Annotated in this window: 19 protein-coding genes; 12 read left to right on the top strand and 7 right to left on the bottom strand. The window is 62.8% G+C overall.

Features of this window, described 5'->3' with window-relative positions; all coding sequences use genetic code 11:
• Positions 1-3: 3 nt before the first annotated feature.
• Genes CO664_RS07900 through CO664_RS07890 form a run of 3 tightly spaced genes read left to right on the top strand, consistent with a single transcriptional unit; the run spans position 4 to position 2,642 of the window.
• Positions 4-708, top strand: coding sequence for an XdhC family protein (locus CO664_RS07900; protein ID WP_097524800.1), 705 nt, complete (start codon positions 4-6; stop codon positions 706-708).
• Positions 705-2,321 carry a molybdopterin-binding/glycosyltransferase family 2 protein gene (locus CO664_RS07895; protein ID WP_097538335.1) on the top strand — a complete coding sequence of 539 codons (1,617 nt, stop codon included), beginning with the start codon at positions 705-707 and terminating at the stop codon, positions 2,319-2,321. The genes CO664_RS07900 and CO664_RS07895 overlap by 4 nt, the downstream gene beginning before the upstream one ends.
• A gap of 3 nt (positions 2,322-2,324) precedes the next feature.
• The gene (locus CO664_RS07890; protein ID WP_037422091.1) at positions 2,325-2,642 is read left to right on the top strand and encodes a TfoX/Sxy family protein; all 318 of its coding nucleotides are present in this window, start codon (positions 2,325-2,327) and stop codon (positions 2,640-2,642) included.
• Positions 2,643-2,658: 16 nt separating this feature from the next.
• Here CO664_RS07890 and CO664_RS07885 read toward each other — a convergent pair whose 3' ends face one another.
• The 5 genes from CO664_RS07885 to CO664_RS07865 form a co-directional block, all read right to left on the bottom strand.
• On the bottom strand, positions 2,659-3,066 hold the full coding sequence (locus CO664_RS07885; RefSeq protein ID WP_037422094.1) for an NUDIX domain-containing protein: 408 nt from the start codon (positions 3,064-3,066) through the stop codon (positions 2,659-2,661).
• A 10-nt stretch (positions 3,067-3,076) separates the two neighbouring features.
• Positions 3,077-4,582 carry a DEAD/DEAH box helicase gene (locus CO664_RS07880; protein WP_037422097.1) on the bottom strand — a complete coding sequence of 502 codons (1,506 nt, stop codon included), beginning with the start codon at positions 4,580-4,582 and terminating at the stop codon, positions 3,077-3,079.
• 195 nt (positions 4,583-4,777) lie between these two features.
• Positions 4,778-6,025: a M23 family metallopeptidase gene (locus CO664_RS07875; protein WP_234820122.1), complete on the bottom strand. Its 1,248-nt coding sequence runs from the start codon at positions 6,023-6,025 to the stop codon at positions 4,778-4,780.
• Between the two features lie 179 nt (positions 6,026-6,204).
• Entirely contained in the window at positions 6,205-7,032 is an 828-nt protein-coding gene (locus tag CO664_RS07870) for a ferritin-like domain-containing protein (RefSeq protein ID WP_097538333.1), read from the bottom strand.
• A 4-nt stretch (positions 7,033-7,036) separates the two neighbouring features.
• Positions 7,037-7,513, bottom strand: a complete 477-nt coding sequence (locus CO664_RS07865; protein ID WP_097524804.1) for a peroxiredoxin — start codon at positions 7,511-7,513, stop codon at positions 7,037-7,039.
• A gap of 350 nt (positions 7,514-7,863) precedes the next feature.
• Here CO664_RS07865 and CO664_RS07860 point away from each other — a divergent pair, with 350 nt between their 5' ends.
• Positions 7,864-11,250 (top strand): AsmA-like C-terminal region-containing protein, encoded by a 3,387-nt coding sequence (locus CO664_RS07860; RefSeq protein WP_097538332.1) that lies wholly within the window; start codon positions 7,864-7,866, stop codon positions 11,248-11,250.
• 50 nt (positions 11,251-11,300) lie between these two features.
• Here the strand turns inward: CO664_RS07860 and tyrS are convergent, their stop codons facing one another.
• The gene (gene tyrS, locus CO664_RS07855; protein WP_097524806.1) at positions 11,301-12,554 is read right to left on the bottom strand and encodes a tyrosine--tRNA ligase; all 1,254 of its coding nucleotides are present in this window, start codon (positions 12,552-12,554) and stop codon (positions 11,301-11,303) included.
• Between the two features lie 128 nt (positions 12,555-12,682).
• Between tyrS and CO664_RS07850 the strand changes: the two genes are divergently transcribed.
• Together CO664_RS07850 and CO664_RS07845 are read left to right on the top strand one after the other, a co-directional pair.
• Entirely contained in the window at positions 12,683-13,846 is a 1,164-nt protein-coding gene (locus CO664_RS07850; protein ID WP_097538331.1) for an anhydro-N-acetylmuramic acid kinase, read from the top strand.
• Positions 13,847-13,942: 96 nt separating this feature from the next.
• Positions 13,943-15,139, top strand: coding sequence for a GGDEF domain-containing protein (locus CO664_RS07845; RefSeq protein WP_097538330.1), 1,197 nt, complete (start codon positions 13,943-13,945; stop codon positions 15,137-15,139).
• Between the two features lie 69 nt (positions 15,140-15,208).
• Here CO664_RS07845 and CO664_RS07840 read toward each other — a convergent pair whose 3' ends face one another.
• The gene (locus CO664_RS07840; RefSeq protein WP_037422116.1) at positions 15,209-15,886 is read right to left on the bottom strand and encodes an alpha/beta hydrolase; all 678 of its coding nucleotides are present in this window, start codon (positions 15,884-15,886) and stop codon (positions 15,209-15,211) included.
• 225 nt (positions 15,887-16,111) lie between these two features.
• Here CO664_RS07840 and CO664_RS07835 point away from each other — a divergent pair, with 225 nt between their 5' ends.
• The 6 genes from CO664_RS07835 to CO664_RS07810 all read left to right on the top strand — a co-directional run bounded on the left by CO664_RS07835 (position 16,112) and on the right by CO664_RS07810 (position 22,680).
• A complete protein-coding gene (locus CO664_RS07835) occupies positions 16,112-17,278 on the top strand; it encodes a cysteine desulfurase family protein (protein ID WP_097538329.1) in 1,167 nt (388 codons plus the stop codon).
• Positions 17,279-17,432: 154 nt separating this feature from the next.
• Positions 17,433-18,902: a Fe-S cluster assembly protein SufB gene (gene sufB, locus CO664_RS07830; protein ID WP_097524810.1), complete on the top strand. Its 1,470-nt coding sequence runs from the start codon at positions 17,433-17,435 to the stop codon at positions 18,900-18,902.
• A gap of 77 nt (positions 18,903-18,979) precedes the next feature.
• Complete coding sequence (sufC, locus tag CO664_RS07825) at positions 18,980-19,735, top strand: Fe-S cluster assembly ATPase SufC (protein WP_097538328.1); 756 nt, start codon at positions 18,980-18,982, stop codon at positions 19,733-19,735.
• A gap of 22 nt (positions 19,736-19,757) precedes the next feature.
• Positions 19,758-21,035, top strand: coding sequence for a Fe-S cluster assembly protein SufD (sufD, locus tag CO664_RS07820; protein ID WP_097538327.1), 1,278 nt, complete (start codon positions 19,758-19,760; stop codon positions 21,033-21,035).
• Positions 21,036-21,047: 12 nt separating this feature from the next.
• Positions 21,048-22,289 carry a cysteine desulfurase gene (locus CO664_RS07815; protein WP_037422126.1) on the top strand — a complete coding sequence of 414 codons (1,242 nt, stop codon included), beginning with the start codon at positions 21,048-21,050 and terminating at the stop codon, positions 22,287-22,289.
• A gap of 10 nt (positions 22,290-22,299) precedes the next feature.
• Complete coding sequence (locus CO664_RS07810) at positions 22,300-22,680, top strand: SUF system Fe-S cluster assembly protein (protein WP_018239791.1); 381 nt, start codon at positions 22,300-22,302, stop codon at positions 22,678-22,680.
• The last annotated feature ends 18 nt before the right edge of the window (positions 22,681-22,698 follow it).

Raw genomic sequence — 22,698 nt, 5'->3', positions numbered from 1 at the left:
ACCATGCAACTGTCCACTCTTGAGAAGCTGAACGAGGCGCGGTCGGCACGGCGGCCCGCCGTGGTCGTCAATGATATTTCGAGCGGCCGCGCGCAGGCCTTCATCGAGGGCGAAGCATTCCCGGCCGAATGGGAGGCCGCCATCTCTGAAACGCTTCGGTCGGGTCGTCCCAAACTTGCGACGCTCGACGACCAACCCGCCTTCATCAACGTCTACCTGCCGCCGCCGCGCTTGGTTGTCATCGGCGCCGTTCATATCTCCCAGGCGCTTGCGCGGCTGGCGCCGGTCGCCGGCTTCGACATGACCATCATAGACCCGCGCACCGCCTTCGCGACGGCGGAGCGCTTCCAGGACATCGAGCTTCTGGCGGATTGGCCGGAAGATGTTCTGCCGACGCGACCGCTCGACCGCTATACGGCCCTGGCCGCCGTCACCCACGACCCGAAGATCGACGACTATCCGATCCGGGCCGCCCTCGAGGCGGGCTGCTTCTATGTCGGCGCGCTCGGCAGCCGCAAGACCCATGCGGCGCGCGTCGAGAGATTGCGGTCGGCGGGCGTCTCGCAAGAGGAAATCGGCCGCATCAGGGCGCCGATCGGCCTTGATATCGGCGCGGCGAGCCCCGCCGAAATCGCCGTCGCCGTCCTTGCGCAAATCATCGGCGCCCTCCGCCATCGCGATCCCGAAGAACAGGGGCACGCAACATGAGGTTTGGTCCTGTGCCGCTTGCGCAAGCGGAAGGCGCAATTCTGGCGCACTCCGTCAAGACAGAGGCAGGCAAGCTGGCGAAAGGCCATCGCCTGAGCCCGGATGATCTCGCCATGCTTGACGACGCCAATATCCGGGAAGTCATCGTTGCCCGACTGGATTTCGACGATCTCACGGAAGATGAGGCCGCGACTCGGATCGCCGCCGCCATCGCCCCGGACCATCTGCGTCTCTCGCCAGCCGCGACCGGCCGCGTCAATGTGTATTCGACAGCGCCGGGCCTTTTCGTCGCAAATGATACTATTGTCGATCAAGTGAACCGCATTGATCCGGCGATCACGCTTGCCTGTCTTGCCGACCATGTCCCCGTCAGTACGGGTGACATGGTGGCGACGATCAAGATCATTCCACTGGCGGTGGCGGGACATTTCGTCGAGCAAGCAGTTGCCGTGCTTCGCGCCGGCCCCGCCTTTGAAGTAAAACCCTTTGTGCCGCGACGCGCCGCCTTGATTGCAACCGAATTGCCGTCGCTGAAGCGCCAGGTAATGGACAAGACGCGTGCTGTGCTGGCGGCGCGGCTCGCTCAATCCGGCAGCAGCTTGGACACGGAGCGTCGTCTCCCTCACACCGAGACGGCCGTCGCGGGGGCGATCGCCGAACTTAAGGCTTCACACGACCTGCTGATCGTCTTCGGCGCTTCCGCCGTCGCCGACCCTGAAGATGTGGTGCCGGCCGCGATCCGGCGCGCCGGCGGGACCGTCGAGCACGTCGGCATGCCCGTCGACCCGGGCAATCTGCTCGTTCTTGGCCGCCTGGGCGAAATCCCCGTCATCGGTGCGCCCGGCTGCGCCCGCAGCCCGAAGGAAAATGGCTTCGACTGGATCCTCGACCGGCTGCTCGCCGGCGAGTGGCCGAGCCCGGCCGACATTACCGGACTCGGCGTCGGTGGTTTGCTGAAGGAGATCCCGGCGCGGCCGCAGCCGCGGGAAACAGCAATCCGGCCGCAGTCAGGTCCGGTCGCGATCGTCGTGCTGGCCGCCGGCCGGGCAAGCCGAATGGGACCAGCGGGGCGGCACAAGCTTCTTGCCGAGTTTGATGGCGTGCCGCTCGTTCGCCGCTCCGTCGTGACGGCACTGGCTGGCGGCAAAGGCAAGGTCGTGGTGGTCACCGGCTACCGCGAGGGCGAGATCCGGGCTGCACTATCCGGCCTGCCGGTGACGTTTGCCTCGAACCCCGACTACGAGAGCGGCATGGCGTCGTCGCTCATTGCAGGTCTGTCGGCCGCGGGAGCGGAAGCGGGCGGCATGCTGGTGATGCTGGCAGACATGCCGGGTGTCACGTCGGAGCATCTCGCAACGATGATTGCGGCTTTCGACGGTGAATCGGGCAGTGCCGTCGTGCGAGCGGTTTCCGAGGGACAGCGCGGAAATCCGGTCATCCTGCCGCGATCCACCTTCGCGGCGGTACGGCACCTCGTAGGCGATGTGGGGGCGAGGGATATAATCGAAAGCTGTGGTCTTCCGGTGATCGATGTTGAACTGGGCGCCGCCGCGCGCCTCGATGTCGATACGCCCGAAGCAGTCCTGGCCGCCGGCGGCACATTGAAGGAGTGAGCGATGGACAATCCCGCGATCGAGGAGATGTTTCAGACATTGGGGCCGATCAGCATTCGCCGCATGTTCGGCGGCAAGGGCATCTATTGCGATGGCGTCATTCTCGCCGTCGAGGTCGACGGGGAGATCCTTCTGAAGGGTGACGCCGAAACGGCTCTGCAGCTGGAGGAGGCCGGCGCCCGGCAATGGGCCTATGACGGCAAGGGCAAGCCGGTGAAAATGCCCTATTGGAGCATTCCTGATTCGGCCTATGACGATCCGGACGAGATGGCCCGCTGGGTGAAGCTGGCCTATTCAGCCGCGCTCAGGGCGAAGAAGTGAGTGCGCGGAACAAGCCTTACCCAAGCGCGCGCACGGCATCCGCCGCGAAGCGGGATAGTGGCTGGGGCAGGGCGGTAAGATCGAACCAGCCTATGTGGGAAAGCTTGTCCGGTTCGGTGAGGCGCGGCTCGCCGGAAAAATCATCCGTCGCATAGATCAGCGAGATCCAGTGCTGCCGGTCGGCCTCGATCATCTGCTCGCTGATGCAGAGAAACCGCGTCGAACGGATCGAGAGGCCGCTTTCCTCTTCCGCTTCCCGGCGTGCGGCATCCTCCGCGCGCTCCATGTGGTCGACCTTGCCGCCGACGATGCTCCAGTGGCCGGCCTCCGGTGCCTTCAGGCGCCGGCAGAGAAGGATCTTGCCGTCCCGCAAAATCGCGAGCCCGCAGCCGAGGCCCGGAAAATCGATGCCGGGGAATGCCATGGAGCGACTGTCACGCCTTGCCGGCGATCAGCATGAAGGCTGGAATCTCGTCGCCGAAGCCGACAGGCGTCGGGCCATCGTCATGATCGCGGCGGTTGCGGTTACGACGATCGCGATTGTCGTCATTGGCGGCGTTCTGCGCACGGCCCGGACGATCGTTGCGGCTCGCATGGCTCTGCCTGTTGTCGGCACTACGTTCCGGTTTCACCGCTTCCGCCCTTTCCGCGACTGGTTCGAATTCGGTCACATTATCGACACGGGCCGTATCGGATTTATGATCGCCGCGCGCCCGGCCAGCGCGTTCCACATCTTTTTTGCGATCCCTGCGGCCGTCGCGGCCGCGCTCGCGCCGGCTGTCATGGCTTTCCATCGGCTCGGGCAGTTCGGAAAGGTCTCCGTTCATCCACTCGACCTTCTGGCCGATCAGTTTCTCGATGGCGTCGGAGAACTTCGTGTCGCGTTTCGTCACGATCGTGAAGGAGGCGCCGGAGCGTCCCGCCCGGCCGGTACGGCCGATGCGGTGCACATAGTCTTCCGCGTGGATCGGCACATCGAAATTGAACACGTGGCTGACGTCCGGAATGTCGAGCCCGCGCGCCGCGACGTCCGAAGCAACGAGCAACTGGATATTGCCGTCCTTGAAGCTGGCCAGCATCGCCATGCGAGAGCGCTGGTCCATGTCGCCGTGCAGTGCACCAACCGAGAAGCCATGGCGGTCGAGCGAGCGGAAGAGCTCGGCGACGTCCTTCTTGCGGTTGCAGAAGATGATCGCGTTCTTGAGTTCGCCCTGAGCGCGTATGAGATCCCGCAGCACGGCGCGCTTTTCGTAATCCTTTCCGTGCGCGGCGACGAAGCGCTGCGTCACGGTGATTGCCGCCGAGGCAGGGCGGGCGACTTCCACCCGCTCAGGGTTCTGCAGGAACCGGTCAGCAAGCTTCTGGATTTCCGGCGGCATGGTTGCTGAGAAGAACAGCGTCTGCCGGGTGAAGGGAATAAGCTTCGCGATCCGCTCGATATCCGGGATGAATCCCATGTCGAGCATGCGATCGGCCTCGTCGATAACGAGGATTTCCACGCCGGTCATCAGCAGCTTGCCGCGCTCGACATGATCGAGCAGGCGGCCGGGCGTGCAGATCAGAACGTCGGCGCCGCGCTCGAGCTTGCGGTCCTGCTCGTCGAAGGAGACGCCGCCGATCAAGAGCGCAATATTGAGCTTGTGATTCTTGCCGTACTTGTCGAAGTTCTCTGCAACCTGCGCCGCAAGCTCACGGGTAGGCTCCAGGATCAAGGTGCGCGGCATGCGTGCACGCGCGCGGCCCTTTTCCAGGAGCGTCAACATCGGCAGCACGAAGGACGCCGTCTTGCCCGTGCCGGTCTGCGCGATGCCGAGGATGTCGCGACGCTGAAGGGCCGGCGGAATGGCGCCTACTTGGATCGGTGTCGGCGTTGTGTAGCCCGCGTCAGTAACAGCGGAGAGAACTTTTTGGCTCAGGCCAAGGTCAGCAAAATTGGTCAAAGGGGAATCTGTTTCCGTTCCGGTTCAATAGAACACTGATCGATCGATGGAAAATCACCATCCTGTGGCGGCGCTCTTAAGACGAAAGGCGCCGAAAGTCAAGAAATCCAGCACGTTGACCCTTCGCACCGTAAATGGATGCGAATCTTTTGCTTTTCTTGTCAACGGCCGACCGCGTCGACGGCGATTTATGCGTTAGTTCAGATAGCCGGCGAGCCTTGTACCGGCGCGTAGGAAGCGCATCGGATCGACGGCCAGGCCGTTCAGCCGGACCTCGTAGTGCAGGTGCGGACCCGTCGACCGTCCCGTGCTGCCTGATTGGGCGATAACCTGATCGGTTTCGACCCGATCTCCGACATGCACGAGGATACTGGCGAGGTGCGCATAACGCGTCGAGACGCCGTTTCCATGGTCGATCTCGATCATGTTGCCGTAGCCGCCCGCGTGCCCGGCGGTCGTCACGGTTCCCGCTGCGGTCGAGCGAATGCGTGTGCCGGTCGCGGCGCGGAAGTCGATTCCGGCGTGGAGCGCCAATCGTCCGAGAAACGGATCCAGACGATTTCCGAAACTGCTGGTGACGTCGCTGGCCGGCGCGGGGCTTTCGAGAGGGAGCTTTCGCGCAGCGTTGCGGGTCTCCTCCAGACCGACAAGGGCGCTGTCGAGCGTGGCGAGCGACCGCTCGAAGTCGTCGTGGCTCTGCGGCTCGATATAGGGCCCGCCGACCGCCGTTCCATCGGGCGAAGCCGCAGCGGTGGAACTGGCGACGGCCTTCGGAGCCGGAAGAACGACGCCTGTACGCTCGACGATCGTCCGGATCGCTTCGGAGGTTGTCTGTGCCTTGCTCGTCAATTGCAGCACATGGGCCATCTGGTCGCGTTCGACGTCTTTCAGCGAGAGGGTCACCTTTGAAAAGATGCGATCCGTTCGATCCGAGATCGTTTCCCCTTGGCCGTTCGACTGCGCTTGCGGCGCATAGCCCAGTGCCAAGGCCCGTGCTGGTACCACGGCCTTCTTTGCCGCGATGCCCATGATCTCTTCGATCGCCTTGATCCCGCCTGGCGCCTCGGCGCGATCCCCGTAGGCGAGGGGCTCGGCCTCCGGCAGTGCTGCCGCGTCTCCGCCCGTCGGCGGTTCGGCGTTCTCTGCCAATGTGCCGAGCCTGCCGCTGCGAGAGGCAAGCTCCAATTGCTGCTGCAGGAGCTTGTCGACCTTTTCTTCGACGATCTGCTGGTCCAGCAACTGCCGGCTCGTCACACGATCGACCTGCGCGCGAAGCGCCGTGATTCGGTCCTCGTATTCATGCTGCATGCGCGCCTGGCGCGCGATCGTGCCGCCGATCAGATCGTCGCGCAGCACGAGATAGGTGGTCGCGGCGAGATAGCCGATGCCGAAGATGCCGATGAGCGACGTGACGCCGGCGGCCATCCAGGGCCGGATCGTCATGTGACGGACCCTGTCTCCGCTCGCGAGAATCAGAACGTGACTTTCCCTGCGTTTGCCGAACCCCCCGTTTTCCGGACGAATAGACACCCCGTCACCCCCGCCAGATGCGACCCAAACTCGCGTTTTGCCCCAAGGGTGATTACACTTTATTAGGGTTAATAAAGTGTTGGTGTTTTTCGTCAGATGTTGGTGGAGGCCGTCATCGATCGGTAGAACGACGGCGTCAGGCCGGCCTCGGCGCGCGCCACGTCGTTGAAGGGCGCCTTCAGCGGCCCGCGGAAATTCGCACGCACCAGTGCCTGGAACGTGGCGGCCGGGTCCTTCTTCTGCCTCGCGCAGAGGAAGCGGAACCATTTCGCGCCGACCGCGACGTGGCCCTTCTCGTCCTCATAGATGACGTCGAGAACGGCAGCGCTTTGATGATCGCCGGTCTCGCGCATCTTCGCCTGCAGCGCCGGAGTGACGTCCAAGCCGCGCGCCTCGAGGATGAGCGGCACGACGGCCAGCCGGGCGGTCAGATCGTTGCGCGTGTCGTGGGCCGCCTGCCACAGTCCGTCGTGGGCGGGCAGGTCGCCATAGTCCGCGTCCAGATCGTTGAGCCTCTGCCGCACCAGGCGAAAATGCTTGGCCTCCTCGAACGCGACCTGCATCCATCCATCGAAAAAGGATTGCGGCACGGGCTCAGTGGCGAAGCGCGCGACGATATCGAGCGCGAGATCGACGGCATTCAGTTCGATATGGGCAATGGCGTGAAGGAGGGCGATTCGGCCCTTCAATGAGCCGAGGGAACGCCGCTTGACCTGCGTCGGCGGCGTGAGGATGGGCCTTTCCGGCCGCCCAGGCCTTGCGGGCACCAGCCGATCGAGCGGCGAGCGCAGGGAGAGCGTTCGCGCCTGCCAGCGGCGTGCGGCCTCCTGCGCGAGTTCCGTTTTGACGGTCAGGTCGCTTGCACGGATCGCTTCCACAGCGGCACCGCGCAGGCTGGTAAATTGCGGCAGCACAGCCATCAGTTCAGGCAGTGCGGAGAGTTTTCGCCGCGGCGAGAACTTCCTCGGCGTGTCCCGCAACTTTAACCTTTTCCCAGACGCGGCTGATGATGCCGGCTGCATCGATCAGATAGGTTGTCCGTTCGACACCCATATACTTCCGGCCATACATGCTTTTTTCCGCCCACACGCCGTAGGCGTTGACGACGGCCTTGTCTTCGTCCGCCGCGAGCGCGACAGCGAGGTCGTGCTTCTTGGCAAAGCGGTCATGGCTCTTGACCGAGTCGGGCGAGATGCCGATCAGCGCGACACGGGCCGCGGTGAATTCCTTAGAGAGACCGGAAAACGATATCGCTTCGACGGTGCAGGTCTTGGTGTCGTCCTTGGGATAGAAGAACAACACCACCGGCTTGCCGCGAAGCGCGGACAATGAAATCGAGCCGCCGCCGTCGCGGGCGAGCTCGAAATCCGGAGCAGGATCGCCGGGCCGCAAAGGTGCCATGTTTAAGCCTTTCTTACGCCAAGTTTTATCGACATTTCGCACATAGGGGATACCCAAGTTCGTCGGGGTCCGTCCAGTGCGTTTGCGGCTGCTTTGACAGCTGTCCGACGGCTCTTGTGGCTACGAGCCATAATGAATGCCATGTCGCAAGACAAAGGCCGCGCCTGGATCGAGCATCTTCGGATGCCAGGGATGGCCGTCGCGCGCTTTCCACAAGCAACCACAGCGAAGCGTGGTGACTTGGTCCGGCGATTTGTGATCTACAGGATAGGAACGACCCCGGGCGTACACGATGTCTGTCCGGATAGGAAGAATGCAATGCAGCAAGCAGGTGGAGGAAACCCGCGCCGATGAGTGACATCCGCGGCGAAAGGGTTTGCTTTCGCAAGGAAGACATCGTCGCACTGGACGCGCTTCCCTCGGCCCAGGCCCACGACCCGGTCCTCGTGCACACCCACGTCTCGGGTGGCATGCTGCGTCTCTTCGCCAAGCTTCTGCTCTGCTGTTTGCTTGTCGTCTTCGTCGCAGTTGCCTCGCTCGTCGCGGTGATCGAGAGCGGCCTGGTCGACGGTCCTCTGAATGCCCGCGCGCGCACGGCGCTCAACACCGCCCTTGGCGCCAACTACAAGGCGGATGTCGAAAGCACGGTTGTCCGTCTCACCGGTCGCGGGGCGCTGGCGCTGAAGGCGCGCGGCGTCACGTTGAACGACAATGCCTCCGGGCGCCCGGTCGCCAAGCTGGCGGCAGTCTCGATCGCGCTCGATCCCCTTGCGCTGATGACCGGCCGCATCGCCGTGTCGCGGCTGGAGGCGGAGGGCGGCGAGCTCGATACCGGCCTCTTGCCGCGCGGCGAGCCCATAGACCTCACGGCGATTCGCATTGCCGACACCGGCACGGCTCTCGAAAAGCTGTTCACCCATATCGACGCCATGTCGCGGCTGACCGCGCGAAGTTCGACGAGGACCGTTCAGCTTTCGAATCTGAGCCTGTCGATGGCGGGGACCCGCGGCCGGATCGTTCCGATCGATGTCAGGACGCTGGCCTTCGCGCGCGATGACGACGGCTCCATCCGCGTCGACGGCTCCGTTGCCATAGACGGCAAGGAGGCGCAGCTCGAGGCGAGGGCCCACGGCCAGGGCGACAGCATCGCCGGCATCGAGGCGGTTTTCACCTCCCTGCCGCTCTCGCCCTTTCTCTATCACGGCAAGTCCGGCAGCGAAGAAGCCTTCGGAATTGATGCTTCGGCCGAGGTCAGCTTGAAGGCAACCCGTGCAGCGGTGGGCGCCACTCCGGCTTTGACGGTCGGCATCAGAACGTCTGAAGGGGCGTTTCATGCCGGAGGACTAGTCTCGGCGCTCAGGCCGTCGGAACTGAACGCCTCTTACGACTTCGACCGCTCTTCGGTCGAGATCCTTCCGTCAGCGGTCAAGATCGGACGCTCGGTTTTTCCCTTTACCGGCGCCTTGATCGACCTCGACAAGGTTTCCGAAGGAAGCCAGCCGGGCTTTGCCGTCGACCTGCTGTTGAAAGACGCGAGCTCCGCCCCGGAAGACATGCAGGAACGGCCGCTCTCCTTCGACGCCAAGGCGAATGGCCGATTCGAGACCGGTAGCCATCGGCTGATCTTCGATGAGCTGGCAATCTCCAGTCCGCTGGGGTCCATGGCGGGTTCGCTCGCGGTCGCCTTCGGCGACACCTCGCCCCAGATCAACTTCGCCGCGGTGAGCGATCGGATGCAGCCGACGGCGGTCAAGCAATTATGGCCCTGGTGGGTGGCCAAGGGTGCGCGGCGATGGGCGATCGGCAATCTCTTCGGCGGGACGGTGTCGGATGCGCAGATAGAGGTCTCCATCCCGGAGGGCAGAATTGCCGGCAGCGATGGCGAATTGAAGCTCAATGAAAACGAGCTCAATATCAACTTCTCGATCGACAACACGCGAATCAACATCGCCGGCGAAATTCCGCCGCTGCGCGACACCTCCGGGCACTTCGAATTGCGTGGCGAGCGAATGACGGTCCAGGTTGGCCGCGGGGCCGCCTTTTTCCCCTCCGGCCGGTCCGTGGCGCTGAACGGCGGCGACTTCGTGATTCCGGATGTCTACAGCAAACCGCTGATGGCGGAAATGAAGATCGAGGTGGGCGGCGAGGCCGACTCCATTGCCGAGCTTGTCAGCTACAAGCCGATCCGGGCGTTACAGAAGACGCCCTTCCTGCCCGAGGATTTCACCGGACCGATGACGGCATTGGTCGGAGCCCGCTTCGGACTGATTTCAAATCAGAACCCGCCGCCGCCCTTGTGGCAGGCGGAAATGCAGTTGCAGAAGGTGACGATAAACCGTCCGGTTTCCGGCCGCGAAATCGCCGATCTGTCCGGAACCATGCGGATCGACAACAACCGAGCGGTTCTCGATGCCGATGCCCTGATCGACGGCGCGGAAATGCGCATCGCGCTGACCGAACCGGTGGATGCCAAGGCGAATGTGACGCGCACACGCGAGATCTCCGGAACGCTCGACGACGCGGCGCGTCGCAAGATCGCCCCTGCCTTGTCGGGCATCGTCAGCGGACCGGTCGGCGTTGAGGTGTCGCTTTCGGATGACGGCAGCCAGTCTGTGAAAGCCGATCTCGGAAAGGCGGCTCTGTCGCTGCCGTGGATCGGCTGGAGCAAAGGCGCCGGCATTGCGGCCAATGCGGAATTCACGGTGAGGAAAAGCGAAGCGCTCACGGAGATAAGTGATTTCAGCATAAAGGGTGACGGATTTGGTGCGGGTGGCAATCTCCGCGTCAACGACGGCGGCCTCGCATCGGCCCGATTGCATGACGTGCGCCTGGCGGCGGGAGACGATTTCGCCGTGACGGTCGAACGGGCCAAGGGCGGTTATGTGGTCGCCCTCACCGGTTCTTCCGCGGATATCAGATTGCCCCTGGCGCGGGCGAAGAGCGAATCCGGTTCCGGAGACGATGGCAATGTAAGGATCAGCGCCCGGCTCGACCGCGTCGTCGGCTTCAATGGTGAGGTCTTTTCCAATGTGAGATTCTCCCATTCTGCCCGCGGTCAAGAAATCGACGATATTGATCTGTCGGCGCTAACCGCAAGCGGGCAGGCCGTGGTCGCCAGGCTGGTGAAAGAGGGGCCGGACAACACGTTGGAGCTGACGACGAGCGACGCCGGCGCTCTCGGGCGCTTCACCGATATCTATCGGAACATGCGCGGCGGCCTGTTGAACCTGCGGCTCCGGGACCGCGGCGCCAGGTCTTGGCGCGGCACTGTCGATCTGCGGAAATTTTCGCTCGTTGGCGAACAGAAGCTGCAGTCGATGGTCTCGACGCCGGCCGGCCAGGATGGCCGCAGCCTCAACCAGGCGGTGCGCAGGGATATCGACGTGAGCACGGCCCGTTTCGAGCGAGGCTTCGCCCAGCTCCTCCTCGATCGCGGCGTCATCCGGGTCGACAGCGGCGTGCTGCGCGGGCTCGATGTCGGTGCCACCTTCCAGGGCACGGTCCGCGACAGAAACGGCCGCATGGACATGACCGGCACCTTCATGCCGGCCTATGGCATCAACCGGTTGTTCGGCGAGTTGCCGCTGATCGGCGTCCTGCTCGGTAACGGTCGCGACCGCGGCCTTCTCGGCATCACCTTCAAACTGACCGGACCCTTCAACCAGCCGAATCTGACGATCAATCCGCTGTCGCTCATCGCCCCGGGCGTGTTCCGCAGCATTTTCGAGTTTCAATGAAAAAGGCCGGCGCAGCGGCCGGCCTTCATCGATTGACGCTGGGGGGCCGTTCAGACGGGCCGCACCAGAATGTGTTTCTTCTTGCCGAGCGACAGCTTGACGACACCGTCGCCGGTGACGTCGCCGCTTCCGACGACGCGGCGCTCGTCATTGATCTGCTCGTCGTTGACGCGGACGGCTCCACCCTGCACGTGACGGCGAGCCTCGCCGTTCGATGCCGCAAGGCCGGCGCGCACCACCAGCGTCAGCAGGCCGAGACCCGATTCGAGCTCAGGAGCGGGGACCTCGATCGACGGCAGGTTTTCCGCAAGCGCGCCTTCCTCGAAGGTCTTGCGGGCCGTTTCGGCTGCCTGCTCCGCGGCTGCCCGACCATGCAGCATGGCGGTGATTTCGGTCGCCAGGATCTTTTTCACCTCATTGATTTCGGAGCCGCCGAGCTTGGACAGTCGCTCGATTTCCGACATCGGCAACGTCGTGTAGAGCTTCAGGAAGCGCGTGACGTCGGCGTCCTCTGTATTGCGCCAGTATTGCCAGAAATCATAGGAGCCGAGCATGTCGGGATTGAGCCAGATGGCGCCATTGACCGACTTGCCCATCTTGGCGCCCGAGGCAGTCGTCAGCAGCGGTGAAGTCAGCGCATAGAGCTGCGGCGTACCCATGCGATGGCCGAGATCGATGCCGTTGATAATATTGCCCCATTGGTCCGAGCCGCCCATCTGGAGGCGGCAGCCGGTCCGCTTGTATAGCTCCACGAAATCGTAGGCCTGCAGGATCATGTAGTTGAACTCGAGGAACGACAGCGACTGCTCGCGATCGAGGCGCGTTTTGACACTGTCGAAGGAAAGCATGCGGTTAACCGAGAAGTGGCGGCCAACGTCTCGCAAGAACTCGAGGTAGTTGATACCCAGCAGCCAATCGGCGTTGTTGATCATCAATCCGTCAGTCGGGCCGTCGCCATAGCGAAGATAGTTGGAGAAGACGGTCTTGATACTCGCGATATTGGCAGCGATGGTTTCCGGGGTCATCAACTGCCGTGCCTCGTCCTTGAAGGACGGGTCGCCGACCATGCCGGTGCCGCCGCCCATGAGCGAGATCGGGCGATGACCCGTCGCTTGAAGCCAGTGCAGCATCATGATCTGGATAAGTCCGCCCGCATGCAGGCTCGGGGCCGTCGGGTCGAAGCCGATATACGCGGTCACGGTTTCCTTTCGGAACAGCTCATCGAGGCCGGCATCATCCGATGTGGTGTGGATGAAACCGCGTTCGTGAAGCGTGTGTAGGAAATCGGACTTGAACTCGGACATAAGCTGTCTCTTTCGGCTTGTTTGGACGTCTGCGGCGGGCGTTTATCACTGTTTTGTCGAAAGTGCACGTTTTTGCTGGGGCAGCGTTTTGCTATGACCGGTGGCAACGGAAAGCGTGGAGGACGTCCATGGGCAAGGTGTTGACGGCGATCGGCCTCATGAGCGGCACGAGCATGGATGGTATCGACGTTGCTCTCCTCGAGACCGACGGCGAAACGATCGTTCGAAGGGGACCGTCATCGGGATATGCCTATGAGCCGCGCTTCCGGGACCGGCTGAAGCAGGGGCTCGAGGATGCCAGGTCGATCCGCAAAAGGGACGAGCGACCGGGGACGCTGGCGGACCTCGAGCGGGACATGACGTTGCTGCACGCACAGGCGGTCAAGGCATTCCTCAAGGAAAACAATCTATTGTCCGGCAATGTTGATGTAATAGGTTTCCATGGACAGACGGTCCTCCACCGTCCCGACGAAGCCCTGACCGTGCAGGTCGGGGATGGAGAGCTGCTGGCGCGGGAAACGCTGACCGACGTGGTCTACGACATGCGGGCGAACGACATGGCGCATGGCGGCCAGGGGGCGCCGCTGATACCGGCCTATCATGCCGCGTTGGCGGAAAGCATGTCGCAGAGCTCGGACATCGACGCGCCCGTCGCCTTCGTCAATATTGGCGGCATTTCCAACATCACCTACATCGGTGCAGGCGAGGCTATCATTGCCTATGACAGCGGACCGGGAAACACGTTGATCGACCAGTGGATGGAGGCGCATGCCGGAATTCCCTATGACCAGGGCGGCATGGTTGCAGCCGAAGGGTCGGTGCTGCCGGAGCTTGCCGAGCGCTACCTCGCTCATCCCTTCTTCTCGTTGGAAAAGCGCCGCTCGCTCGACCGCAACGACTTTTCGCCGCCGATCGCTGCAGAGGCGAGCCTTGAAGACGGGGCCCGCACCTTGGCGCATGTGACAGCGGCCGCCATAGTCCGGTCGGCAGCTCATCTTCCGCAAATGCCGGCGACTTACATTGTCTGCGGCGGCGGCCGCCTCAATCCTGTGATCATGCAGGACCTGGCCTTGCTTGCAGAAGCAGCAGGCGGACGCGTGCTTGCGGCCGAGGCGCTGGGTCTGAACGGCGATTCGATGGAAGCCGAAGCCTGGGCCTACTTGGCCGTAAGATCGTTGCGCGGGCTGCCGTTGAGCTATCCCGCGACTACGGGCGTCATCCGGCCGGTAAGCGGCGGAATGTTGGCGAGGCCGGCGCCCGCGTCGACGGGCACAAACGCCGGGGCGGTTTAATGATTTCTTCGTGCGAGGCCGCTAATCTGCGCGCATTTCTGATTGGTTTAATTGCGGAGCACATGGTCGGCTCCTGATGTTGTTCGGATCTTATTGATGGGTGGAGCGATTTCCCTGCTGGCGGTGAATTTCATCATCGCCCAGATCTTCGTCGTGGCCTTTCTCATCATCGCGGCGAAGAGCCGTGAAAAAAAACCGGCGATCTGGTGCGCCGCCGGCTTCACTGTCGCCTCGCTCTCGGCCGTGTTCGAGACCGCCTTGCCCTTCTCGGTCGTACCGAAGCTTTTTGCTGTCGGCGCCTTTGCGAGCGTGCTCGCCGGCTTCATTCTGATCCGCATCGCACTCGGGCTTTTCTACCGCGTGCCGACGCGCCTGCCGCTCTTGGCCGGCTTCTTTCTCGCTTCGGTGATCCTCGATCTGCTGATCTACGACCTGCCGCGCGGAACGATTAAGCACGCCTTCTTCTATCAGCTGCCGTTCTTCGTCATCCAGATCTGGTCCGCTTCGACGATCGTCAGGTCGAAGCGCAGGTTCCCGGCCGACTGGATCCTAGGCGGCCTTCTGGTTCTGACCTCGGTCTACTATTTGGTGAAAATCTACGCCGCTATTGCCGCCGGGGCGGGCGCCACGGCGTCCGACTATCTCGGCACCCCTTTCGCGCTGATTTCGCAGGCACTCGGGGCGATGCTGATCGTTGCGACCGGCATCGCAATGCTCGGGGTGATGGTCAAGGAAATCATCGACGAGGCCCGCGCCAGTTCGGAGCTCGATGCTCTTTCGGGCCTCTACAACCGCCGCGGCTTTGTCGATCGCCTGACGTCCGTTCTCGAAACCGCTGGCGCCGACGGTCCGGGCACCCTCATCCTTGCCGACCTCGACCGTTTCAAGCTGGTCAACGATACCTATGGACATCATGCCGGCGACGGGGTCATCGGACAGTTTTCACGGGTGCTCGTGGAGCTCATGCCGAGCCGGGCGGTAGCGGCGCGGTTGGGTGGCGAGGAATTTGCCGTGTTTCTTCCGCGCCTCGGCCTGGCGGAAGCCCGCGTGCTCGCGCATGGGATGCGCGCGGCGCTCGCATCGACCCGGATCGACGGATTGCCTGAAAGCGTCACGATAACAGCGAGCTTCGGCGTTGCCGCCCTTGTTCTTGGGGAGTCACTGGAAGCGGCCATGCAGCGCGCCGACAAGGCGCTCTACGCCGCCAAGGCCGGCGGCCGGAATCGGGTGGAATGCGCCGAACAGCCGGCAACCGGCGAGCCGGTCGGCTCCCTTCGCGTGGGGCGACAATAACGGTAGATATAAAACGGCCCGGAAACCGATTGCGATCTCCGGGCCGAGTGAAGGATGATGTGGCGCGGCTCAGCGGATGCGCTTGGCAGCGGGCTCCGGCACCAGCTCTCCGTTAAGGCGACGGTCGAGATAGTCCTCGCATTCCGTCATCAGCGTCTCGATCTGGCCATTGAAGAAATGGTTTGCTCCGGTAACGGTCCTGTGGGTGATCAGGATACCCTTCTGCGCCTTCAGCTTTTCGACGAGGCTGTTCACGTCCTTCTCCGGCGCGACCTTGTCGGAGTCGCCATTGATGATGAGACCCGACGACGGGCAGGGCGCCAGGAACGAGAAATCATAGATGTTCGGCTGGGGCGCAACCGCCATGAAACCTTCGATTTCCGGGCGGCGCATCAGAAGCTGCATGCCGATCCAGGCGCCGAACGAATAGCCGGCCACCCAGCAGCTCTTCGAGTCGGGATGCAGGCTCTGCACCCAGTCGAGCGCCGAGGCCGCATCGGAGAGCTCGCCCGCACCGTGATCGAACTCGCCCTGGCTGCGGCCGATGCCGCGGAAATTGAACCGTAAGGTCGTGAAGCCGCGCTTCTGGAACATGTAGAAGAGCTGGTAGACGATCTGGTTGTTCATCGTTCCGCCGAACTGCGGATGCGGATGCAGGATGATCGCGATCGGTGCGCTCTTCTGCTTCGAAGGCTGATAGCGACCTTCGAGGCGGCCGGCCGGTCCGTTGAAGATGATTTCGGGCATTGGTTCTCCGGGAACGTTTCTGGTTCAAATCGTCGTTCTCGATGCCAATCTGTCTTGACGAAAGCAGTCAGCTTTTCTAGAACGCACTTTAGAACCGTTCAAAACTTCGATGCGGGCACTCCGCCGCGTTCGTCCGTCTCATAGGACAAGCGGCGCGGAAAATTCAAGAAAAATGCAACGGCATCGATTGCACGGACTGAACCGTCTGCTCTAGCGAAGGAAGCAATGACCGGACCGCGCATATACATGGACTGGAATGCGACAGCGCCGCTTCTGCCCGAAGCGCGAGAAGCATTCCTGTCTGCGCTCGATGCGGTTGGCAACCCCTCATCCGTTCACGGCGAGGGTCGGGCGGTTCGCGGCATGATCGAGAGCGCGCGGCGGGACGTTGCCGTGCTTTGCGGTGCGCAGCCCGCCTCGGTGATATTCACCAGCGGCGCCACGGAAGCGGCCAATATGGTCCTGACGCCGGAATTCCTGATGGGACGCACGCCGCTGAAACTCGGCAAGCTCTATGTTTCTGCGATCGAGCATCCGGCGGTTCGCGAGGGCGGACGTTTTGCCCGGGACGATATTTGCGAAGTGCCGGTCACGAGCGGCGGCGTTGTCGACTGCGTCGCGCTCGAGACGTTGCTCTCGGCGCATGACCGCCAGCGTGGCCTGCCAATGGTGGCCGTCATGCTCGCCAACAACGAGACGGGGATCGTCCAGCCGATCGCCGAAGTATCCGCGATCGCGCATGCCCATGGCGGGCTGCTGGTCGTCGATGCCGTGCAGGCGGCGGGCCGGCTGCCGCTGTCGATCGAGAACCTGGGTGCCGATTTCCTCATAGTCTCGTCGCACAAGATCGGTGGGCCGAAGGGGGCCGGTGCCCTCGTCGCCCGCGGCGAGGTGATGATGCCGGCACCCTTGATCCGCGGCGGCGGCCAGGAAAAGGGCCATCGCTCCGGCACCGAGAACGCTCCGGCGCTCGTCGGTTTCGGGGCGGCTGCGCGGGTGGCTACCGATAACCTCGAGGCGCGCACGACCGCAATCGCCGTTCTGCGCGATCGGCTCGAGGCAGAGATGCTGGAAAGCGCGCCGGATGTGGTGATCCACGGCCGCAACGCGCCGCGGATCGCCAACACGTCCTTCTTCACGCTTCCCGGGCTGAAGGCGGAGACTGGCCAGATTGCCTTCGATTTGGAAGGCGTGGCCCTCTCGGCAGGTTCTGCATGCTCTTCCGGCAAGGTTGGACAGAGTCATGTGCTGACGGCGATGGGCTATGATCCGCGACAGGGCGCCCTGCGTCTTTCGATCGGTGCGTCCACGACGCAAGCGGAGATCGAACGCTGTGCGGCAGTTTTCGCGAAAGTGGCGTCGCGGCGCCGCTCGACCGGGCAGGCCGCGTGAATGCGGAATGCCTTGAACGAAATTGCGGAAAAGCAATTTTCCGCTTGGCAAACGGGGTGAAAACCGCCTTTTAGCCATTACATAAGCGGTGCGCACATATTGCACCGCGTTGACAAGCCGCCGGACCTTGGATCCGGCGAGATTGGAGAGCGACATGCCTGCCGTGCAGGAGACCATTGATCAGGTCCGCCAGATCGACGTGGACCAATACAAATACGGCTTCGAGACGAAGATAGAGATGGACAAGGCGCCGAAGGGCCTGTCCGAGGATATCATCCGCCTGATCTCCGAGAAGAAGAACGAACCGGAATGGATGCTCGAATGGCGCCTTGAGGCCTATCAGCGTTGGCTCACTATGGACGAGCCGAGCTGGGCGCGTGTCAAGTATCCGAAGATCGACTTCAACGAGATCCACTATTATGCCGCGCCGAAGGGCACGACCGGGCCGAAGTCGCTCGACGAGGTCGATCCGGAGCTGCTGAAGGTCTATGAGAAGCTCGGCATTCCGCTGAAAGAGCAAGAGATCCTCGCCGGCGTCGAGAAGACGAAGATCGCCGTCGATGCGGTGTTCGACTCCGTCTCCGTCGTCACCACCTTCAAGGAAGAGTTGAAGAAGGCCGGCGTGATTTTCATGTCGATCTCGGAGGCGATGCGGGAGCACCCCGATCTCGTGCGGAAGTATCTGGGTACCGTGGTGCCGCAGTCGGACAACTTCTACGCGACCCTGAACTCCGCGGTCTTCACCGATGGTTCCTTCGTCTATGTGCCGAAGGGCGTTCGTTGCCCGATGGAGCTTTCGACCTATTTCCGCATCAACGAGCGAAACACCGGCCAGTTCGAGCGGACGCTGATCATTGCCGACGAGGGCGCCTATGTCTCCTACCTCGAAGGCTGCACGGCGCCGCAGCGCGACGAGAACCAGCTTCACGCCGCAGTCGTCGAACTGATCGCGCTCGATGACGCCGAGATCAAGTATTCGACGGTGCAGAACTGGTATCCGGGCGACAAGCACGGCAAGGGCGGAATCTACAATTTCGTGACCAAGCGCGGCGATTGCCGCGGCAAGAACTCGAAGATCTCCTGGACGCAGGTCGAGACCGGTTCGGCGATCACCTGGAAATACCCGTCCTGCATTCTGCGCGGCGACGGTTCGCGCGGCGAGTTCTACTCGATCGCCGTGTCGAACGGTCACCAGCAGGTGGATTCCGGCACCAAGATGATCCATCTCGGCAAGAACACGTCGAGCCGCATCATCTCCAAGGGCATCGCTGCCGGTGTTTCGGACAACACCTATCGCGGTCAGGTCTCGGCGCATCGCAAGGCGGAGAACGCCCGCAACTTCACGCAGTGCGACTCGCTCTTGATCGGCGACAAGTGCGGCGCCCATACGGTTCCCTATATCGAGGCGAAGAACTCGACCGCACAGTTCGAGCACGAGGCGACGACCTCGAAGATTTCCGAGGATCAGCTGTTCTACTGCCTGCAACGCGGCATTCCGGAAGAAGCGGCGATCGCACTGATCGTCAACGGCTTCGTCAAGGAAGTGATCCAGGAACTGCCGATGGAATTCGCCGTCGAGGCGCAGAAGCTGATCGGCATCTCGCTGGAAGGCTCGGTGGGCTGAGGCCTGGGACTGACAATTGAACCGGCGCGCTGGACCTGCGCGCGAAAACTATTCGTTTCCCAAGAGGACGATTTGAAATGCTTGAAATCAAGAACCTGCACGCCCGCATCGCCGAAGACGGCACCGAGATCATCCGCGGCCTGGACCTGACCGTGAAGGCCGGCGAGGTCGCTGCCATCATGGGACCGAACGGCTCCGGCAAGTCGACGCTCTCCTACATCCTTTCGGGGCGCGAAGATTACGAAGTCACCGAGGGCGACATTCTCTACAACGGCGAAAGCATCCTCGAACTCGATGCTTCGGAGCGCGCGGCCAAGGGCATCTTTCTTGCCTTCCAGTATCCGGTCGAGATCCCGGGCGTTGCCACCATGCAGTTCCTCAAGGTGGCGATGAACGAGCAGCGCAAGTATCGCGGCGAAGACGAGCTGACCACGCCGGAATTCATGCGCCGCGTCAAGGAAGCCGCCGCCGAGCTGAAGATCGCTCCGGAGATGCTGCGTCGGCCGCTGAATGTCGGCTTCTCGGGCGGTGAAAAGAAGCGTGCGGAAATCCTGCAGATGGCGCTGCTTCAGCCGAAGCTCTGCGTGCTCGACGAGACCGACTCGGGCCTCGACATCGACGCGCTGAAGATCGTCGCCGACGGCGTCAACGCACTGCGTTCGCCGGATCGCGCCGTTGTCGTCATCACCCACTACCAGCGCCTGCTCGACTACATCGTCCCGGATACGGTCCACGTTCTCTACAAGGGGCAGGTCGTCAAGTCGGGCGACAAGACGCTGGCGCATGAGCTCGAAGCCAACGGCTATTCCGACATCATCGAGGCGGCAGCCTGACGCCTGTTGAAGGAGTGTTCGAATGAATATGCAACAGGCCATCAAAATGACGGCAGCCGAAACGGCGCTCGTTGACGCCTATACCTCCCAGATCGGTGATCTGCCAGGTGACGGAGCGGTGCTGTCGCTGCGCGACACGCTGGTTCACGAGCTGAAGACGGCCGGTCTCCCGACGCGGCGCGTCGAGTCCTGGCATTATACGGACCTGAGGACCCTGCTGCGCGCAGTGCCCTCCGCCGATCCGTCCGCCTTTGCCGATCGGGTCGAGCCGATTGTCGCTGGCGCGACCGTGCTTTCGGTGCGCAATGGCGAGGCCGATCTCAAGAGCCTTCCCGAAGGCGTAACGGCACGCTCCTATACGGAGAGCCTGATCGACGGCTCGGCTGCCGCCGGGCTTGCGGTCCTCGGCTCCGACGACGCCATCGGCCGCATCAATGGCGGCCTGGTCCGCGGCGGTCTGGAGATCGCCGTTGCGGCAGGTGCCGAGCTGGAAACGCCGCTGGAGATCCAGGTCGCGCAAAGCCATGGCCAGGCCCACACCCGTTTCCCGGTGTTTTTCGGCGCCGGATCCAAGGCAACCGTGCTCGAGCGGCATCTGTCGACCAACGGGGATGCGAGCTTCGTCTCCTCGGTGAGCGACGTGACGCTTGGCGAAGGCGCCGACGTCATCTGGATCATCCTGCAGCAGCAGGGCCCGGCCGACACCCATCTCGGACAGATCCGTTTCGACCTCGCGAAGGACGCGAAGCTGCACGTGTTCGTCATCAATGCCGGCGGCAAGCTGGTGCGCCAGGAACTGCACGGTAGGGCGAGCGGCGAGGGATCCGACTTGACCCTGCGCGGCATCAACCTGCTGGGCGGCGAGAGCCACACGGACGTGACCTTCACGCTGAGCCACGACGTACCGCACACGACCTCGAGCGAGATCATCCGCAACGTTGTCTTCGATCGTGCCAAGGGCGTGTTCCAGGGCAAGATCCTGGTCGCCCAGGACGCCCAGAAGACCGACGCGAAGATGTCGTGCAATACCTTGCTCTTGTCGGACGACGCGGACTTCTCGGCGAAGCCCGAGCTCGAAATCTTCGCCGACGACGTTCAGTGCGGTCACGGTGCGACGGTCATCGATATCGATCATACGCAGCTCTTCTACCTGCTCTCTCGCGGTATTCCGGAGAACAAGGCCCGCGCCATGCTCGTCAACGCCTTCGTTGCCGAGATCGTCGAGGAACTGGAAGATGACGAGGCACTGGTCGAGGCACTAGAAGGCGTGATCTCGGCCTGGCTCGAAAAACACGCCTGATTGGACAGGACCATGGAACATACTGTGCCGGTGCCGGCCTATGACGTAGAGGCCGTAAGAAAGGATTTCCCGATCCTTTCGCGGACGGTCTATGGCAAGCCGCTTGTTTATCTCGACAACGGTGCATCGGCGCAGAAGCCGCAACTCGTCATCGACGCGGTTGCCCATGCCTACGCCAATGAATACGCCAACGTACACCGCGGTCTGCATTTCCTCTCGAATGCCGCGACGGACGCCTATGAGGGCGCGCGTGAAAAGGTGCGCCGCTTCCTGAACGCACCGTCCGTCGACAATATCGTCTTCACCAAGTCGTCGACGGAGGCGATCAATACGGTCGCCTATGGCTACGGGATGCCGCATCTCGGCGAGGGCGACGAGATCGTCGTCTCGATCATGGAGCACCACTCCAACATCGTACCATGGCACTTCATCCGTGAGCGGCAGGGGGCCAAGCTCGTCTGGGCGCCGGTCGATGATGATGGCGCATTCCATATAGAGGATTTCGTCAACTGCCTGACCGAGCGGACGAAGCTCATTGCCATCACGCATATGTCGAATGCGCTGGGCACGGTCGTTCCTGTCAAGGAAATCTGCCGTATCGCTCGCGAGCGCGGCATTCCGGTTCTTGTCGATGGCAGCCAGGGCGCGGTGCACATGCCGGTTGACGTGCAGGACATCGACTGCGACTGGTATGTGATGACCGGCCACAAGCTCTACGGCCCGTCCGGTGTCGGCGTGCTTTACGGCAAGGCCGAACGGCTCAAGGAGATGCGGCCCTTCATGGGCGGCGGCGAGATGATCGAGGAAGTGACGGAGGACCGCGTCACCTATAACGATCCGCCGCACCGGTTCGAAGCCGGCACGCCGCCGATCGTCCAGGCGATCGGGCTCGGCTACGCGCTGGACTACATGGAAAAGGTCGGCCGCGAGGCAATCAGGGCGCATGAGGCGGACCTTACCGCCTATGCCCGCGAGCGCCTGTCCTCGGTGAATTCGCTGCGCGTCTTCGGCGATGCGCCGGGCAAGGGCAGCATCTTCGCCTTCGAGATCGCCGGCATTCATGCCCATGACGTCTCGATGGTGATCGACCGGGCCGGCATCGCCGTTAGGGCGGGCACCCATTGTGCGCAGCCGCTCTTGAAACGTTTCGGCGTCACCTCCACATGCCGTGCGTCCTTCGGCCTCTACAATACGCGGGCCGAGGTCGACGCTCTGGCGGAAGCGCTGGAACATGCGCGCAAGTTCTTTGCCTAAGGAGGCAGACATGAGTCTCGGGGAAGCGCAGGAAAAGGTCGATGTCCGCGAAGGCATCGTACATTCGGCCATTCCAGCCGAGGAATTGGCGCGCCTCAGCGACGACATCATCGCCGCGCTGAAGACGGTCTATGACCCGGAAATCCCGGCCGATATCTTCGAACTCGGTCTTATCTACAAGATCGACATCGAGGACGACCGGATGGTGAAGATCGACATGACGCTCACGGCTCCGGGCTGCCCCGTCGCCGGCGAGATGCCGGGCTGGGTCGAGAACGCGGTCGGCGCCGTAGAGGGTGTTTCCGGCGTTGAGGTGACCATGACCTTCGATCCGCCATGGACGCCGGACCGCATGTCGGAAGAGGCGCAGGTGGCGCTCGGCTGGTATTAGAGCGGGATGAGGAGAAGT

This window comes from Sinorhizobium sp. NG07B, assembly GCF_002532005.1.
Lineage (GTDB): Bacteria > Pseudomonadota > Alphaproteobacteria > Rhizobiales > Rhizobiaceae > Sinorhizobium > Sinorhizobium fredii_C.
Note: the sequence above shows the minus strand (reverse complement) of the source record. Positions and strands in the feature narration are given on the sequence as shown.

Coding starts and splice junctions, on each gene's coding strand:
- CO664_RS07900 (WP_097524800.1), top strand. CDS start 4: ATGCAACTGTCCACTCTTGAGAAGCTGAACGAGGCGCGGTCGGCACGG.
- CO664_RS07895 (WP_097538335.1), top strand. CDS start 705: ATGAGGTTTGGTCCTGTGCCGCTTGCGCAAGCGGAAGGCGCAATTCTG.
- CO664_RS07890 (WP_037422091.1), top strand. CDS start 2,325: ATGGACAATCCCGCGATCGAGGAGATGTTTCAGACATTGGGGCCGATC.
- CO664_RS07885 (WP_037422094.1), bottom strand. CDS start 3,066: ATGGCATTCCCCGGCATCGATTTTCCGGGCCTCGGCTGCGGGCTCGCG.
- CO664_RS07875 (WP_234820122.1), bottom strand. CDS start 6,025: ATGACGATCCGGCCCTGGATGGCCGCCGGCGTCACGTCGCTCATCGGC.
- CO664_RS07870 (WP_097538333.1), bottom strand. CDS start 7,032: ATGGCTGTGCTGCCGCAATTTACCAGCCTGCGCGGTGCCGCTGTGGAA.
- CO664_RS07865 (WP_097524804.1), bottom strand. CDS start 7,513: ATGGCACCTTTGCGGCCCGGCGATCCTGCTCCGGATTTCGAGCTCGCC.
- CO664_RS07860 (WP_097538332.1), top strand. CDS start 7,864: ATGAGTGACATCCGCGGCGAAAGGGTTTGCTTTCGCAAGGAAGACATC.
- tyrS (WP_097524806.1), bottom strand. CDS start 12,554: ATGTCCGAGTTCAAGTCCGATTTCCTACACACGCTTCACGAACGCGGT.
- CO664_RS07850 (WP_097538331.1), top strand. CDS start 12,683: ATGGGCAAGGTGTTGACGGCGATCGGCCTCATGAGCGGCACGAGCATG.
- CO664_RS07845 (WP_097538330.1), top strand. CDS start 13,943: ATGGGTGGAGCGATTTCCCTGCTGGCGGTGAATTTCATCATCGCCCAG.
- CO664_RS07840 (WP_037422116.1), bottom strand. CDS start 15,886: ATGCCCGAAATCATCTTCAACGGACCGGCCGGCCGCCTCGAAGGTCGC.
- CO664_RS07835 (WP_097538329.1), top strand. CDS start 16,112: ATGACCGGACCGCGCATATACATGGACTGGAATGCGACAGCGCCGCTT.
- sufB (WP_097524810.1), top strand. CDS start 17,433: ATGCCTGCCGTGCAGGAGACCATTGATCAGGTCCGCCAGATCGACGTG.
- sufC (WP_097538328.1), top strand. CDS start 18,980: ATGCTTGAAATCAAGAACCTGCACGCCCGCATCGCCGAAGACGGCACC.
- sufD (WP_097538327.1), top strand. CDS start 19,758: ATGAATATGCAACAGGCCATCAAAATGACGGCAGCCGAAACGGCGCTC.
- CO664_RS07815 (WP_037422126.1), top strand. CDS start 21,048: ATGGAACATACTGTGCCGGTGCCGGCCTATGACGTAGAGGCCGTAAGA.
- CO664_RS07810 (WP_018239791.1), top strand. CDS start 22,300: ATGAGTCTCGGGGAAGCGCAGGAAAAGGTCGATGTCCGCGAAGGCATC.